Annotated in this window: 11 protein-coding genes; all 11 read left to right on the forward strand. The window is 66.0% G+C overall.

The window, feature by feature from the left end; translation table 11 throughout:
* Positions 1 to 330 precede the first annotated feature (330 nt).
* The 11 genes from AC0WRY_RS11360 to AC0WRY_RS11410 all read left to right on the forward strand — a co-directional run bounded on the left by AC0WRY_RS11360 (position 331) and on the right by AC0WRY_RS11410 (position 15,920).
* On the forward strand, positions 331 to 3,600 hold the full coding sequence (locus AC0WRY_RS11360) for a transglutaminase family protein (RefSeq protein ID WP_491123100.1): 3,270 nt from the start codon (positions 331 to 333) through the stop codon (positions 3,598 to 3,600).
* Positions 3,601 to 3,627: 27 nt separating this feature from the next.
* Positions 3,628 to 6,165 carry a circularly permuted type 2 ATP-grasp protein gene (locus AC0WRY_RS11365; RefSeq protein ID WP_491123101.1) on the forward strand — a complete coding sequence of 846 codons (2,538 nt, stop codon included), beginning with the start codon at positions 3,628 to 3,630 and terminating at the stop codon, positions 6,163 to 6,165.
* A complete protein-coding gene (locus AC0WRY_RS11370) occupies positions 6,162 to 7,040 on the forward strand; it encodes a transglutaminase family protein (RefSeq protein ID WP_259205251.1) in 879 nt (292 codons plus the stop codon). The genes AC0WRY_RS11365 and AC0WRY_RS11370 overlap by 4 nt, the downstream gene beginning before the upstream one ends.
* 210 nt (positions 7,041 to 7,250) lie before the next feature.
* Positions 7,251 to 8,078, forward strand: a complete 828-nt coding sequence (locus tag AC0WRY_RS11375) for an HD domain-containing protein (RefSeq protein ID WP_211417719.1) — start codon at positions 7,251 to 7,253, stop codon at positions 8,076 to 8,078.
* 44 nt (positions 8,079 to 8,122) lie between these two features.
* Positions 8,123 to 9,025: an alpha/beta fold hydrolase gene (locus AC0WRY_RS11380; protein WP_491123102.1), complete on the forward strand. Its 903-nt coding sequence runs from the start codon at positions 8,123 to 8,125 to the stop codon at positions 9,023 to 9,025.
* A gap of 107 nt (positions 9,026 to 9,132) precedes the next feature.
* Entirely contained in the window at positions 9,133 to 9,759 is a 627-nt protein-coding gene (folE, locus tag AC0WRY_RS11385) for a GTP cyclohydrolase I FolE (protein ID WP_194407069.1), read from the forward strand.
* Positions 9,760 to 9,785: 26 nt separating this feature from the next.
* Positions 9,786 to 11,309: an FAD-dependent oxidoreductase gene (locus AC0WRY_RS11390; RefSeq protein WP_491123103.1), complete on the forward strand. Its 1,524-nt coding sequence runs from the start codon at positions 9,786 to 9,788 to the stop codon at positions 11,307 to 11,309.
* A 126-nt stretch (positions 11,310 to 11,435) separates the two neighbouring features.
* Entirely contained in the window at positions 11,436 to 12,011 is a 576-nt protein-coding gene (locus AC0WRY_RS11395) for an HdeD family acid-resistance protein (protein WP_491123104.1), read from the forward strand.
* A gap of 212 nt (positions 12,012 to 12,223) precedes the next feature.
* Complete coding sequence (locus AC0WRY_RS11400; protein ID WP_491123105.1) at positions 12,224 to 13,435, forward strand: ABC transporter substrate-binding protein; 1,212 nt, start codon at positions 12,224 to 12,226, stop codon at positions 13,433 to 13,435.
* Between the two features lie 175 nt (positions 13,436 to 13,610).
* Positions 13,611 to 14,825, forward strand: coding sequence for an acyl-CoA dehydrogenase family protein (locus AC0WRY_RS11405; RefSeq protein ID WP_491123106.1), 1,215 nt, complete (start codon positions 13,611 to 13,613; stop codon positions 14,823 to 14,825).
* Positions 14,826 to 14,966: 141 nt separating this feature from the next.
* Positions 14,967 to 15,920, forward strand: a complete 954-nt coding sequence (locus tag AC0WRY_RS11410) for an alpha/beta fold hydrolase (RefSeq protein ID WP_491123107.1) — start codon at positions 14,967 to 14,969, stop codon at positions 15,918 to 15,920.
* The last annotated feature ends 51 nt before the right edge of the window (positions 15,921 to 15,971 follow it).

The following is a 15,971-nucleotide window of genomic DNA, read 5'->3' on the forward strand; positions in this document are numbered from 1 at the left end:
TCGCGGAGAGGACGGCGCCGTCTTCCCTCCCTCCTTGTGGGAGAGGGGTGGCTCGCCGCGTAGCGGCGAGACGGGTGAGGGGTTCTCTCCGCAAGTGATCCTGCACCGAGTCTGCAGAGACATACCCCTCATCCGGCGCCATAGCCGAACTTCGCTTCGGCGTTCTTAGGAACGGCGGCTGAAGGCCGCCTATGCCACCTTCTCCCGCAAGGGAAGAAGGAGGAAAGCACCCGGCCGCAACTTACCTAGGCACCCGCTGCCCGTTGTTAGTGCTTGATCGCACCCACATCAGGTGTTCTGCTCAAAAAAGCTGCTGGAGCACCGCACCCCGTGTCGATCTACGTCGCTTTGCATCATGTCACGCACTACAAATACGACCGCCCGATCGACCTTGGTCCGCAGACCATCCGCCTGCGCCCGGCGCCGCATACGCGTACGCCGATCCTGAGCTATTCGCTCAAGGTCACGCCATCCAACCATTTCGTGAACTGGCAGCAGGATCCACTGGGCAATTGGATCGCGCGTTACGTCTTCCCGGAGAAGACGACCGAATTGAAGATCGAGGTCGATTTCACGGCGCAGATGACCACGGTCAACCCGTTCGACTTTTTCGTCGAGCCCTACGCCGACAGCTTTCCGTTCGAATATCCCAGGGATCTCAAGACCGAGCTCGCGCCCTATCTCGAGACCATCAAGCCCGATCGCCTGTTTGCGAAATATCTGGATACGATCCCGCAGGACGCTCCGAACACCGTCAACTTCCTGGTCGAGCTCAATCGCGAGCTGCAGAAGAAGATCCGCTACATCATCCGGATGGAGCCGGGCGTGCAGACGCCGGAGGAGACGCTCGCCTCGGGTGCGGGATCATGCCGCGACTCCGCCTGGCTGCTGATCCAGATCTTCCGTCATCTCGGGCTCGCCGCGCGCTTCGTCTCCGGCTATCTGATCCAGATCCGCCCCGACATTGACCCGATCGAGGGCCCGCCGGAGGTGGAGAACGACTTCACCGATTTGCACGCCTGGGTCGAGGTCTATCTGCCCGGCGCCGGCTGGATCGGCTTCGATGCGACCTCCGGCATGCTGGCGGGCGAGGGCCACATCCCGGTTGCCGCCACGCCGCATTATCGCTCCGCCGCGCCGATTTCGGGCGGCGCCGGCTTTGCCGAGGTCGAGTTCGCCTTCGACATGAGCGTGAAGCGCATCCGCGAGGCGCCGCGCATCACAAAGCCGTTCTCCGACGAATCCTGGGCGCGGCTCAACGATCTCGGCGAGCAGGTCGACGGTGATCTCGCGAGCGCCGACGTGCGGCTCACCATGGGCGGCGAGCCGACCTTCGTCTCGGTCGACGATCTCGAAGCTGCGGAGTGGAATACGGAAGCCGTCGGCCCGACCAAGCGCGCGCTCGGCGATGATCTGATCCGCCGCTTGCGCACGCGCTTCGCGCCCGGCGGTCTGCTGCATTACGGCCAGGGCAAATGGTATCCGGGCGAGAGCCTGCCGCGCTGGGCCTTCGGCCTGTACTGGCGCAAGGACGGCGTGCCGATCTGGAAGAATGCGGACCTGATCGCCAGGATCGAACATCCGCGCCGCGCCGAGGTGAAAGACGCCGAGGCCTTCATGGAAGGCACCGCGGCCCGGCTCGGCCTCGATCCCGGCTACATCATGCCGGCCTATGAGGACGCCGCCTACTGGCTGCAGAAGGAGGCCGAGCTTCCTTTCAATGTCGATCCCTCCGACGCCAAATTGTCCGATCCGGAAGCGCGCGCACGGATGGCGCGGGTGTTCGACGAGGGCCTCAACACGCCGCGCGGCTTCGTGCTGCCGGTGCAGCGCTGGAACGCGCCGCCGCGCTGGCGCAGCGAGCGCTGGCAATTGCGGCGCAATCATCTGTTCCTGATGCCGGGCGATTCACCGTTGGGCTTGCGCCTGCCGATCGGCTCGCTCGGCTACGTCCCGCCGAACCAATATCGCTACATCGTCGAGCAGGACCCGATGGAGTCCCGCGGCAAGCTGCCGGTGTTCACGCTCGCGGCGCGTCCGGAATCACCACCGCGGGCCGCCCCTGAAAACCTCAATACGGTCGTCCCGGTGCGCACCGCGATGTCGGTGGAAGTCCGCGACGGCGTCATCTGCGCGTTCATGCCGCCGGTCGAGCGCATCGAGGATTATCTCGAGCTGGTCGCCGTGCTCGAAGCCACCGCCGAGGAAATGCAGCTCCCGGTTCACGTCGAAGGCTATCCGCCGCCGTTCGATCCGCGCATCGAGGTGATCAAGGTGACGCCCGATCCTGGCGTGATCGAGATCAACATCCAGCCGGCAAAGAATTGGCGCGAAGCGGTCGAGATCACCTCCGGTCTCTATGAAGACGCCGGCAAGGTGCGTCTCGGCGCCAACCGCTTCCTGGTCGACGGCCGCCACACCGGCACCGGCGGCGGCAATCACGTCGTGATCGGCGGCTCGAGCCCGCAGGACTCGCCGTTCCTGCGTCGGCCGGATCTGCTGAGGAGCCTCGTGCTGTATTGGCAGCGGCATCCCTCGTTGTCCTATTTCTTCTCCGGCCTGTTCATCGGCCCGACCAGCCAGGCGCCGCGCATCGACGAAGCCCGCCACGACAGCATCTACGAGCTCGAGATCGCGCTCTCGCACGTGCCGCCGCCGGGGTACCAGACGCCGCTATGGCTGGTGGACCGCCTGTTCCGCCACCTGCTGGTCGACATCACCGGCAACACCCACCGCGCCGAGATCTGCATCGACAAGCTCTACTCGCCGGAGGGGCCGACGGGCCGGCTCGGCCTCGTCGAATTCCGCGCGCTCGAAATGCCGCCCGATCCGCGCATGTCGCTGGCGCAGCAGCTGTTGATCCGCGCGCTGATCGCGAAGATGTGGCGCGAGCCGCAAGCTGGCAAGTTCGTGCGCTGGGGCACCGCGCTGCATGACCGCTTCATGCTGCCGCATTTCATCTGGGAAGACTTCCTCGACGTGCTCGGCGAGCTCAAGCAGTTCGGCTACGCGTTCGAGCCGGAATGGTATCTGGCCCAGCTCGAATTCCGCTTCCCCGCCTTTGGCCGCGTCCATCACGGCGGCGTCACGCTGGAATTGCGCCAGGCGCTGGAGCCTTGGCACGTGCTGGGCGAGGAGGGGTCGGCCGGCGGCACCGTGCGCTATGTCGATAGCTCGGTCGAGCGGCTCCAGGTCAAGGCGGAGGGCTTCGTCGAGGGCCGCCACATCGTCACCTGCAACGGCCGCCGCCTGCCCATGACCTCGACCGGCCGCTCGGCCGAGGCTGTCGCCGGCGTCCGCTTCAAGGCCTGGCAGCCGGCCTCCGGCCTGCACCCGACCATCCCGGTCCACGCACCGCTGACGTTTGACCTTATTGATACCTGGAACGGCCGCTCGCTCGGCGGCTGCGTCTACCATGTCGCCCATCCCGGCGGCCGAAGCTACGATACCAAGCCGGTCAACACCTATGAGGCCGAGGCGCGGCGGCTGGCGCGCTTCCAGGACCACGGCCATACCCCGGGACCGGTCCAGCCGCCGCCCGAGGAACGCACAAATGAGTTCCCGCTGACCCTCGACTTGCGGACTCCGCTCCTGCAATGAGTATGATGGTGGGGCAGGGAGAGGCGCATGGCCGAGGGCGCAGCCGAAGAGAACGACAAGGCGGGTAGGGCGCCAAGTCAACGTGATGGACAACGTGAGAGCCAGCGCCGCCTCGCGCAATGGGTCCGTGACTATCGCCGGCTGCCCGGCATCCCCGACGAGTTCTTGGGGTCGGACGGCGCCCCGCGCGGGGTCTGGAGCCGCTTCTTCGATGCCTTCGGCGCGCTCGCGCCCGACGAGATCGAGCGGCGATTCGGCATGGCCGACCGCCACCTCCGCGAGGCCGGCGTCACCTACCGCGCCCCCGGCGACAGCGCCGACCGGCCCTGGGCGATCAGCCATCTGCCGCTTCTGATCGACGAGACCGACTGGCGGCAGCTTTGCGCCGGCATCACCCAGCGCGCCGAGCTGCTCGAGCGCGTGCTGGCCGATATCTATGGCGAGGGCCGGCTGGTCGCCGAGGGCGCGCTGCCGGCGGCCGCGATCGCCGGTAGCCCGGAATACCTCCGCCCCGTCTGTGGCGTGCCGCCGCCGGGCGGGCGCTATCTCTCGCTCTATGCCGCCGATGTCGGCCGCGGTCCCGACGGCCGCTGGTGGGTGCTCGGCGATCGCACCCAGGCCCCATCAGGCGCGGGCTACGCGCTGGAGAACCGCCTGGTGCTGTCGCGCGCCTTCTCCGACCTCTACAAGTCGATGAACGTGCCGCGCGTCGCGCCGTTCTTCGAGGCCTTTCGCGACTCTCTTCGCGCACGCGCCGACCGCGACGAGCCGCGCATCGGCGTGCTCACCCCCGGCAGCTTCAGCGAAACCTATTTCGAGCACGCCACGCTGGCGCGCTATCTCGGCTTCCTCCTGGTCGAGGGCGACGATCTCGCCGTCAGCGACAACCGCATCCACATCCGCACCGTTGCCGGCCTCAAGCGGCTCGACGTGCTGCTGCGCCGCGTCGATTCCAATTCGCTCGATCCGCTCGAGCTCGATGCGTCCTCGCATCTCGGCGTGCCCGGCCTGATCGACGTGCTGCGCAAGGACGGCGTCGTCGTCGCCAACATGCCGGGTTCGGGCGTCCTGGAGGCGCGGGCGCTGCTCGGCTTCCTGCCGGCGCTGAGCCGGCGCCTGCTCGGCGAAGAGCTGAAGATGCCGCATATCGCGACCTGGTGGTGCGGCCAGCGCTGCGCGCGCGAGGAGGTGCTGGCGCGGCTCGACGAGGTCGCGATCGAAGGCGCCTATCGGCGCGGCGTGCCCGGTTTCGACCGCGCAGGGCCGGTGCTCGCGAGCGAGCTCGATGCAAGCGACCGCCAGCGCCTGGTCGACGCCATCACCACGCGCGGCATGGACTATGTCGGCCAGGAGGTGGTGCGGCTTTCGACCATGCCGGTGTGGGAGCAGGGCCAGATCACGCCGCGTCCCTTCGTGCTGCGCGTGTTCGCCGCCGCAACGCCCGACGGCTGGGCCATCATGCCCGGCGGCTTCTGCCGGATCGCCGAACAGCCGGACGCGCGCGCCGTGTCGATGGGCGACGGTGCGCGCGCCGCCGACGTCTGGATCGTCTCCGACAAGCAGGTCTCGACCGCGACCTTGCTGCCGGCGACCGACAAGGTCCGCATCCGCCGCATCGCCGGCGTGCTGCCGAGCCGGGCCGCCGACAATCTGTTCTGGCTCGGCCGCTATCTCGAACGCGCCGAGGCGACGCTGCGCCTGGTGCGCGCTTTGGGCTCGCCGAGCGGACCCAACAAGGGCACTGCGGCCTCGCTGCAATCGGCCGAACGCATCCAGCGCCTGCTGGTAGCCTGGGGCGCGGTCTCGCAGACATCGCGCACCGCGTCCGGGCGCATCGTGGCGGAAGCGCTGCAGAGCCCTGATCGTTTCGGCTCGGCCCTGTCACTGGTCCGCGCGGCGCAGCGCACGGCGACCTCCTTGCGCGAGCGGCTGTCGCCCGATGCCTGGCAGGTCATCACCGAGATGGCCGAGCGTCTGGCGTACGAAGTCGAGGACGACGACAGCGTGCTGAGCGCGGCCGAGCTGACCTTGCAGGAGCTCGCGAGCTTCGCTGGCCTCGCGCAGGAGAACATGAACCGCGCCGCCGGCTGGCGCTTCCTCGACATCGGCCGCCGCACCGAGCGTGCCATCAACACCACGCGCTTCACGCGCCAATTCGCCTATGACGAAGCCGGCGACGAGGACCTCGACATCCTGCTCACCCTGGTGGATTGCCAGATCACATACCGCTCGCGTTATCTGCTGGCGCCGATCCTGGCGCCGGTGCGCGACCTCGCCGTGCTCGACGGCTACAATCCGCGGTCGGTGGCGTTCCAGGTGACGACGCTGAACGAGCACATCGCCGCGCTGCCGAGCCTGAGGGAGCACGGCCTGATCGAGAAGCCGGAGCGGCTGGCGGTGGCGATGCAGGCGATGCTTGCGACGGCGGAGGCCGAGAAGCTCGAGGTCAAGACGCTGTTCGCGCTGGAGCAGGACCTGCTCAGCCTCGCGGATGCGATCGGGCAGCACTACTTCCCGCATGGCCCCAATGCCGCCCGGCCGGAAAAGCTGACGGGGCTGGCGTGATCTACGACATTCGTCACGTCACCACCTACGAATACGAGAGTCCGGTCAGCTTCGCCCGCTGCACGCTGCGGCTGGAGCCCAGAAGCGGCGCCGGCCAGGAGCTGATCTCGCACAGTGTCGAGATCCGTCCGCGTCCTGCCGAGCGCAATGTGCGGCGCGATTTCTTCGGCACGCTGACCGAGAGCGTGGTGATCGAAGCCGCGCATCGCAATCTGCGGATCGATTCACGGTCGCGAGTCTCCGTCTCGCGGCAGCCGCCGGCGCGCGATGCAGCGAGCCCCGCCTGGGAGAGCATTCGCGACATTGCCTTCGAGGCGACCAGCCTCGGGCCGTCCTCGCCGATCGGCTATGTCTTTGCGAGCCCGCTGGTGCCGGTGCTCCGTCCGGTCAGCGCTTATGCGGCGGAAAGCTTTCCGCCCGGCGCGGCCATCCTCGAATGTGCCGTCGATCTGATGCACCGCATCCGCGGCGAATTTCGCTACGACCCGAAGGCGACGGTGATCTCGACGCCGCTGACCGAGGTCTTCGACAAGCGCCACGGCGTCTGTCAGGATTTTGCCCATGTGATGATCGCAGGGCTGCGCGGGCTCGGTCTGCCGGCGGCCTATGTCAGCGGCTATCTGCGCACCATTCCGCCGCCGGGCCAGCCGCGCCTGCAGGGCGCCGACGCCACCCACGCCTGGGTCTCGCTGTGGTGCGGTGCGGTGCTGGGCTGGGTGGATTTCGACCCGACCAACGACCTCTTGATCGGCAACGACCATATCGTGCTCGCGGTCGGGCGCGACTTCTCCGACGTCTCGCCGATCGACGGCATCATCGTCGGCTCGCCCAAACAGAAGCTCGGCGTCGCCGTCGACGTGTTGCTGGTGGAATGACCGCGATCACCGTCCCGCAGCCCGTTTCCCGGGGTGTAGCGAGACGTTAGCGCAACCGTGATGTCGCACAGCACAACCGCAACATTTTTTCGTGTTCTCGTTCCAGCATTTGGTTACTCGGCCCAAGATGGGCTATGCTGGCGTCGCGTCGAGAACAATAGAGACTTCGGGAGATGGCATGGGACACCAGCGGCGGAGGGGGCTGCATCCATGATAACCTTACCGAGACTAGCGGCTGAATCCCTCGAGAACTTTCTCGGTAAGTTCATGCGTCGCCGGTACGATGAGACTTCTGCCAATATCGTCGAGAGCGCGACCCGCACCGCCATGGAATGTATCGGCAACAGCGATGCGCTCTATCACAATATCGAGCATACGATGCTGGTGACGCTGGCGGCCCAGGCGATCCTCGGCGGCCGAAGCCTTCATGCGCATCTGTCGGCCGAGGATTACGTCCACGTGCTGATCGCCTGCCTCGCCCACGACATCGGTTATGTGCGCGGACTGTTCGAGGAGGACGATGCCGACGGCTTCGTGATCGACGCGGCCGACACCAAGATCTCGCTGCCGCGCGGTGCATCGGATGCCAGCCTGATGATGTATCACGTGGATCGTTCGAAGCTGTATGTGACTCGGCGGTTGCGGCATATTCCCGGAGTCGATCCGGAGCGCGTTGCCCGCGCCATCGAGGGCACACGCTTCCCGGCGCGCGAAGGGCAGGAATATGATGACGAAGCCTCGATCCTGCGCGCCGCCGACTTCATCGGCCAGCTCGGCGATCCCAACTATCTGCGCAAGGCCAACGCGCTCTACTACGAGTTCGAGGAGGTCGGCATCAACCGCCAACTCGGCTACGATTCGCCCGCCGATATCGTGAACCGCTATCCACAGTTCTACTGGAACAGCGTCGCACCGTACATCCAGACCGAGATCGGCTATCTCAACAAGACCGAGATCGGCCGGCAGTGGATCGCCAATCTCTACAGCAACGTGTTCCGCGCCGAGCGCGACATCTCGCTGTCGGGACCGCAGAAGTAGGGGTGCTCCATCCGGGCTACGCCCCCGCAAGCTCCGTGAGAACCATGCAACAAAAAACCGTCACCACGGACATCCTCGACATCGCCTATCGCGAATACGGTGCGCCCGACGGCTGGCCCTGCATCATGGGCCACGGCTTTCCCTACGACGTGAACGCCTATGCCGAGACGGCGCCTGTCATCGCCGAGGCCGGCGCGCGGGTGCTGGTGCCCTGGCTGCGCGGCTACGGGCCGACGCGGTTTCGCTCTCCCGACACGCTGCGCTCCGGCGAGCAGGCGGCGCTCGGCGCCGATCTCCTGGCCTTCATGGATGCGCTTGGTATCGAAAGCGCAGTTGTCGGCGGCTACGATTGGGGCGGGCGCGCCGCCTGCGTGGTCTCGGCGCTCCATCCCGAGCGCGTGATTGGCCTCGTCTCCGGCAATTCCTACAACATCCAGAACATCGCCCGCGCCATGGAGCCGGCCTCGCCGCCGGAAGAGGCGGCGCTGTGGTATCAATATCTCTTCCACAATGAGCGCGGCCGCCGCGCGCTGGAGCGCAACCGGCGCGGCTTTGCGCGTCAGCTCTGGGCCATGTGGTCGCCGACATGGAGCTTCGACGATGCCACGTTCGGGACCAGCGCGGCGTCGTTCGACAATCCTGATTTCGTCGACGTCGTGATCCATTCCTATCGCCACCGTTACGCGCTGGTCGCGGGCGATCCCGCCTATGCGGACATCGAGGCGAAGCTCGCCGCGCAGCCGGCAATCCGCGTCCCCGCGATTGCGATCGACGGCGACAGCGACGGCGTCAATCCCGGCACGGCCCATCACGCCCGCAAGTTCGAGGCCTTCTTCGAGCGGCGCGTGTTCGCTGGCGCCGGCCATAATCTGCCGCAGGAGCGGCCGGCCGAATGGGCGCAGGCCGTGGTCGACGTGCGGAAAGCGGCGGCGTCACAGCCGGCCTAAGCTCGGCCCTCCCAAATTTCCCTCATCTGCGGGAACCTTTTCCGATCGCAGCCGTCCAAGCTGTGGGCCCGCTTCTGGATCCGGGCTCGCTGCAGGGGAGGATCTCGATGAAGTCGCACGTGCGTAAGCTGGAACGGGTCGCGGTGGCGCAGGCGCCGGTCGAACGGCCCGACAGGGCGGAGGTGGAGCAGGCGATCCGGACCATGATCCGCTGGGCCGGCGATGATCCCGCGCGCGACGGTCTGCGCGAGACCCCTGATCGCGTTGCGCGAGCTTTCGAGGAGTATTTTTCCGGATACGCGCAGGACCCGACCGAAATCCTGCAAAAGACCTTCGAGGAGATCGAAGGCTATGACGAGATGATCGTGCTGCGCGGCGTTCGCTTCGAGAGCCATTGCGAGCACCACATGGCGCCGATCGTCGGCCGCGCCTGGGTCGCCTACATCCCGCAGGGGCGCGTCGTCGGCATCTCCAAGCTCGCGCGCGTGGTCGACGTCTACGCCAAGCGGCTTCAGATCCAGGAGAAGATGACCGCGCAGATCGCCAACACGATCAACGACGTGCTCAAGCCCGAAGGTGTCGGCGTCATCATCAAGGCGACGCATCATTGCATGACCACGCGCGGCGCGCACAAGCCCGGCACCGATCTCGTCACCAGCCGCATGCTGGGCGTGTTCCGCGACAATGCGCTGACGCGCCAGGAATTGCTGGGGCTCGCCAATTCGAACGATTGATCCGCACGCACGAAGGAGGCGTTGCCATGGCCGAGGACAAAAAGCCGAGCGGACCGGACCTGAGCAAGGGCGTGCCGCTGACCGCGTTCAAGGACGGCAAATTGCTCGGTCATGTCGGGGAGGACGACGTCCTGCTGGTGCAGGCCGGCGGCGAGATCTTTGCGATCGAGCCGGCCTGCAGCCATTATCACGGCCCGCTCGCCGAGGGCCTCGTGGTGGGCGATACCATCCGCTGCCCCTGGCATCATGCCTGCTTCTCCTTGCGTACGGGTGAAGCCAGCCGTCCGCCGGCTTTGAACGCGCTGGCGGTCTGGGAAGTCGAGCGCGATCGCGACAGCATTATCGTCCGGCGCAAGCGCGAGGCACCGAAGCCACCGGCCGCGCATCGCAGCGCGCCCGCTCGGGAGAAATTCGTCATTGTCGGCGGCGGTGCCGCCGGCTTCACCGCCGCCGAGACGCTGCGGCGCGAGGGCTTTGCCGGCGCCATCACCATGCTCAGCAATGACGGCGCGATGCCGGTCGACCGGCCGAACCTCTCCAAGGATTACCTTGCGGGTAACGCGCCGGAAGATTGGCTGCCGCTGCGCGGCGAGGACTATTATGGGGACGCAGGCATCGATCTCAGGCTCAACACCGAGGTCACCGCCATCGATGCCAAGTCGCGCAGCATCACGCTCGGCAATGGCGACAAGCTGCCGTTCGACCGGCTGCTGCTCGCGACCGGCGCCGAGCCGGTCAAGCTGCGGATTCCGGGCGCGGACCAGCCGCATGTTCACACCTTGCGCTCCCTCGCGGACAGCCGCGCCATCATCAAGGCTGCAGGCAGTGCCAGGCGTGCGCTGGTGATCGGCGCCAGCTTCATCGGCCTCGAGGTCGCGGCCTCCTTGCGGGCGCGCAAGATCGAGGTGCATGTCGTCGCGCCTGACGAGCGGCCGATGCAGAAGGTGCTGGGCGCCGAGATGGGCGATTTCGTCCGCTCCCTGCATGAGGAGAACGGTGTCATCTTTCACCTGGAGGACACGGTGGAGAAGCTCGACGGCATGCTTGCGACGCTGAAGAGCGGCGCGGTCATCGAGGCTGACCTCGTCGTCGTCGGCATCGGCGTCAAGCCGCGTCTCGCGCTTGCCGAGCAGGCGGGACTGGCGGCCGATCGTGGCGTCAGCGTGAGCGAATATCTGGAGACCAGCGTCGCGGGCATCTTCGCGGCCGGCGACATCGCGCGCTGGCCCGATCCGCATTCCCGGCAGACCATCCGCGTCGAGCATTGGGTGGTGGCGGAGCGGCAGGGACAGACCGCGGCGCGCAACATGCTCGGCAGGCGCGAGCGCTTCGACGCCGTGCCGTTCTTCTGGAGCCAGCACTACGACGTGCCGATCAACTATGTCGGCCACGCCGAGAGCTTCGACGACATCGCCATCGACGGCAGCATTTCCGGAAAGGACTGCCTGCTGAAGTACCGCAAGGACGGCCGCGTGCTCGCGGTCGCTTCAATTTATCGCGATCTCGACAATCTCAAGGCCGAATTGGAGATGGAGCGCTCGCAGGGCTGAAGCTGCGCGCTCGATCTTGATTTGCGTCAACGTTGCAGCAGGTGAGGGCTGCTCTGATCGCTGTGGTCCCGGTGCGGCGCGTGCTATCCTGGCGTGTGCCCCGGGCTTCGCATGCAGGAGTGGCCCATGACCAGTGCTTCAGATGCATCTCATCCTCCCAGTCTCGGCTCGGGTATCTCGGCGCTCCATGGCAAATGGGGCTGGATCGTTGCGCTTGGCGTCGTGTACCTCATCGCCGGCTTCGTCGCGCTCGGCAGCATGGTGATGGCGACGGTGGCGAGCGTGATCGTTGTCGGCGCGATGATGATCGTCGCCGGCGTGACCGAGGTCATAGGCGCCTTCCAGATGAAGAGCTGGGGCAAGTTTCTGATCTGGGCCTTGCTCGGCGTGCTTTACATCATTGCCGGCTTCCTCACCTTCGAGAACCCGCTCTTTGCCGCGGTTCTGCTGACGCTGTTCCTCGGCGCCTCGCTGCTGGCCTCCGGGGCAGTCAGGCTGTTTCTCGCCTTCAGCATGAAGCGGGAAAGCCCGTGGGTCTGGGTGGCGCTGTCGGCGGTCGTCACCCTGCTGCTCGGGCTGCTGATCCTGGCACGCTGGCCGGTGAACAGCGTCTACGTTCTCGGCCTGTTTCTCGGCATCGACCTGATCATGGCGGGTGCCGGCTGGGTCAGCCTTGGCCTCAGCCTGAAGCAGCGCCGCTAGGCGAAATGAGAGCGAACTGAATCGCGACGCGCCCAAGAGTTCGGTTTGCCATCTCACCGATGGGAGAGGTGAAGCGCCGACCCATGGTGCGAACGCATCATCAGCAACTCGACGCAAGACCGCCTGGCGGAACTCCGCTGATCTGACGTGCTGACTATAAAGCAGCACGCCGCGCGCCTCTTCGCGCGGACGATGATCATCGGGGAGAAACCATGAAAGCTGCCTTGGTCCTGGCCGCAGCATTGGCTGCCGGCTGCCTGTCGACGCCTGTCTCCGCGCAAAAATCCTATGGTCCTGGTATCACCGACACCGAGATCAAGATCGGCAACACCATGCCCTATAGCGGGCCGGCTTCGCCGCTCAGCATCACGGGCAGGGTCATTGCGGCCTATTTCGACGAGGTCAACGAGAAGGGCGGGGTCAATGGCCGCAAGCTCAATCTGATCTCGCTGGACGACGCATTCTCGCCGCCCAAGACCATGGAGGCGGCGCGGCGCCTCGTCGAGGGCGACGGCGTCGCCTTCATCTTCGCGACCATGGGCACGGCGCCGAGCTCGGCGATCGCAAAATATCTCAACAGCAACAAGGTGCCGCAGCTGTTCTTGATCAGCTCGGCCTCGAAGTGGAACGATCCCGCCAACATGCCGTGGTCGATGGCGCTGCCCTGGGCGCCGAACTACACCAGCGAGGCCGCGATCGACGTCGCCTATGCCCGCGCCAAGAACCCGAATGCGCGCTTCGCTGTGCTCTATCAGAACGACGATGCCGGCAAGGAATATCTGCGCGGGGTCAAGGAGGCGCTCGGCGCCGATGCCGACAAGGCGATCGCAATGGCCTCGAGCTTCGAGGTCACCGACCCCACCGTCGATTCCCAGGTGCTGACGCTGGCGAACACCAAGGCGGACGTGTTCATGATCTATTCGGTGACGCCGCGCGCCTGCGCGCAGGCGATCCGGAAAGCGCACGAGGTCGGCTGGCAGCCGGCGCGCTTCCTCGCCAGCGGCTGCGCCAACAAGGCGACCGTGATGGTGCCTGCGGGGCTCGATGCCGGCAAGGGCGTGCTGTCGCTCGGTTCGCTCAAGCCCTTCGTCGAGCAGCCGAAGGACGATCCGGCGATGACGGCCTATATCGACTTCATGAAGAAGCGCTTGCCCAATGCCGACGTCAACAACGTCGCCGGCCTCTACGGCTACACCGTCGCCGAAGCCCTCGTGGTGCTGCTGAAACAATGCAAGGACAATCTGACGCGCGAGAACATCATGGCGCAGGCCGCGAATTTGAAGAACGTGCCGCTGTCGCTGCTGATGCCCGGCATTACGCTGAACACCACGCCGCGGGATTTCCGCCCGATCAAGGACGGTTACATGCTGCAGTTCGACGGCAATGACTGGGTGGTGGCCAGCGAGCTCTTGAAGGGGACGTGAGGGGCTGCCGTGGAGACGGTGCATCCTCTCCCCTTGCGGGAGAGGATGGATCGCATCGAAGATGCGAGCCGGGTGAGGGTATCTATCCTCACGAACGGTATCGCTAGCGGAGAGAACCCCTCATCCGGCGCTTCGCGCCACCTTCTCCCGCAAGAGAAGGAAAGAGGAGACCACCATGGACTTTCAACACTCCGCCCGTTCGCTGGAGCTGCAGGAGCGCGTTCGGCAGTTCATGCGGACGCATGTCGAGCCGGTCGAGGAGCTCTACTACGAGCAGGTCAAGCCGGAAGCTGCGCGCTACAGGACCCCGCCGGTGCTGCAGGACCTGAAGAAGATGGCGCGCGAGCAGGGGCTCTGGAACCTGTTCCTGTCAGGCGAGCACGGACCGGGTCTCTCCAATCTCGACTATGCCCCCGTGAAGGAGATCATGGGCCGCATCCTCTGGGCGCCCGAAGTGTTCAACTGCTCGGCGCCCGACGTCGGCAACATGGAGGTGCTGGCAAGCTACGGCACCAAAGCGCAGCAGGAGCGCTGGTTGAAGCCGCTCCTGGAGGGACGCATCCGCTCCGGCTTCTCGATGACGGAGCCGCAGGTCGCCTCCAGCGATGCCACCAACATCCAGTGCGCCATCACGCGCGACGGCGACGACTACGTCATCAACGGCCGGAAGTGGTTCACGTCAGGCGCGATGAACGAGGATTGCGAGATCCTGATCGTGATGGGCAAGACGGCACCTGATGACCCCGACCGCCACCGCCAGCAATCCATGATCCTGGTGCCGAGGAACACGCCGGGCGTGCGCGTTGTCCGCGACATGCTGACCTACGGCTATGACGATGCCCCCAGCGGCCACCCCGAGATTTCTTACGACAACGTCCGCGTGCCCGCCGAGAACATCCTGCTCGGCGAGGGCCGCGGCTTCGAGATCGCGCAGGGCCGGCTCGGTCCCGGCCGCATCCACCATTGCATGCGGCTGATCGGCTGCGCCCAGCGCGCGCTGGAATTGATGTGCCAGCGCGCGGTGTCGCGGGTCGCCTTCGGCAAGCCGCTCGCCGAGCAGGGCTCGGTGCGCGAGGACATCGCACACTCCTTCTGCGAGATCGCGCAGGCGCGCCTGCTGACGCTGCAGGCCGCCGACAAGATGGACCGCGATGGCAACAAGGCCGCGCGCGACCTGATCGCCGCGGCCAAGATCGTGGTGCCCGGCATGGCCGCCCGCGTCATCGACCGCGCCATCCAGATCCACGGCGCCGCCGGCGTCTCGCAGGACACCTTCCTCGCGCGCGCCTACGTCTACGCCCGCTTCATCCGCATCGGCGACGGCCCGGACCAGGTGCACCTCGCCGCGGTGGGGAAAGAGCTGATCAAGCGGGGCGGGGTGATGGGGTAGGCAGACAGATTTTCGGGCGCTCGCGCAAAAATTGGTGCTGGCATCTGGTCAGGCGGTAGCACGGTATGCTTTGATGAACCAGATGATTGGTGCGTCACTGCCGACGTTGTTGCGCTCGGCACTTGAGCGAGCAGGTCAACAATGTACAGTTTCGTCCCGAGCAGCCGGATGTCCGGCGTGCGAGTCATCGCGGCCGTTCTCGTCTCCATCCTGATCCTCTTGAGCGGCCGATCTGCATTTGCGGCGATTGAGCCCTTTCCTTCGGATTTCAAAATCCAGCGTATCTCGGTCAACGGCGTCACGCTGCATGTCCGCGTGGGCGGACAAGGGCCGGCCGTCGTCCTCCTGCACGGCTTCGGCGACACCGGCGACATGTGGGCGCCGCTCGCCAAGGCGCTCTACAAGGACCACACCGTGATCGTTCCGGACCTGCGCGGCATGGGGCTGTCGTCGCAGGCCCCAGCTGGTTACGACAAGAAGACCCAGGGCGTCGACATCGCCATGGTCATGGACAAGCTCAACGTGCAGAAAGCCGATCTGGTCACACACGACATCGGCAACATGGTGGGCTATGCGCTCGCGGCGCAATACCCCGATCGCATCACCAAATGGGTCGTCATCGACGCGCCGCTGCCCGGCATCGGGCCCTGGGACGAAATCCTGAAGAGCCCCATGCTGTGGCATTTCAATTTCCGCGGCCCCGACGTCGATCGCCTGGTCAAGGGCCGCGAGCGCATCTATCTCGACCGCTTCTACAACGAGCTCTCGGCCGACCCCAGGGCGATCGACGAGGCGACGCGCAATCATTATGCGAAGCTGTACGCCCGGCGGGGCAACATGCACTACGCCTTCGAGCAGTTCGCAGCGTTCGGCAAGGACGCTACGGACAACAAGGCTTTTGCCGCGACCAAGCTGAACATGCCGATCCTTGCCCTTGGCGCCGAAAAGTCCTTTGGCGAGCAGCAGGCCGCCATCATGCGGGACGTCGGCACCACGGTGGACGGCGGTATCATCACCGGCTCCGGACATTGGATCATGGAAGAGCAGCCTGCGCAGACCGTGAGCAAGGTGCGCGCGTTCCTCGACGGGAAATGAGGGGCAGGATGATCGGCGTGGGTCCGCGCCCTGCGCTTGGCCCGCCGTCTT

The organism is Bradyrhizobium sp. T-12 (assembly GCF_058314695.1).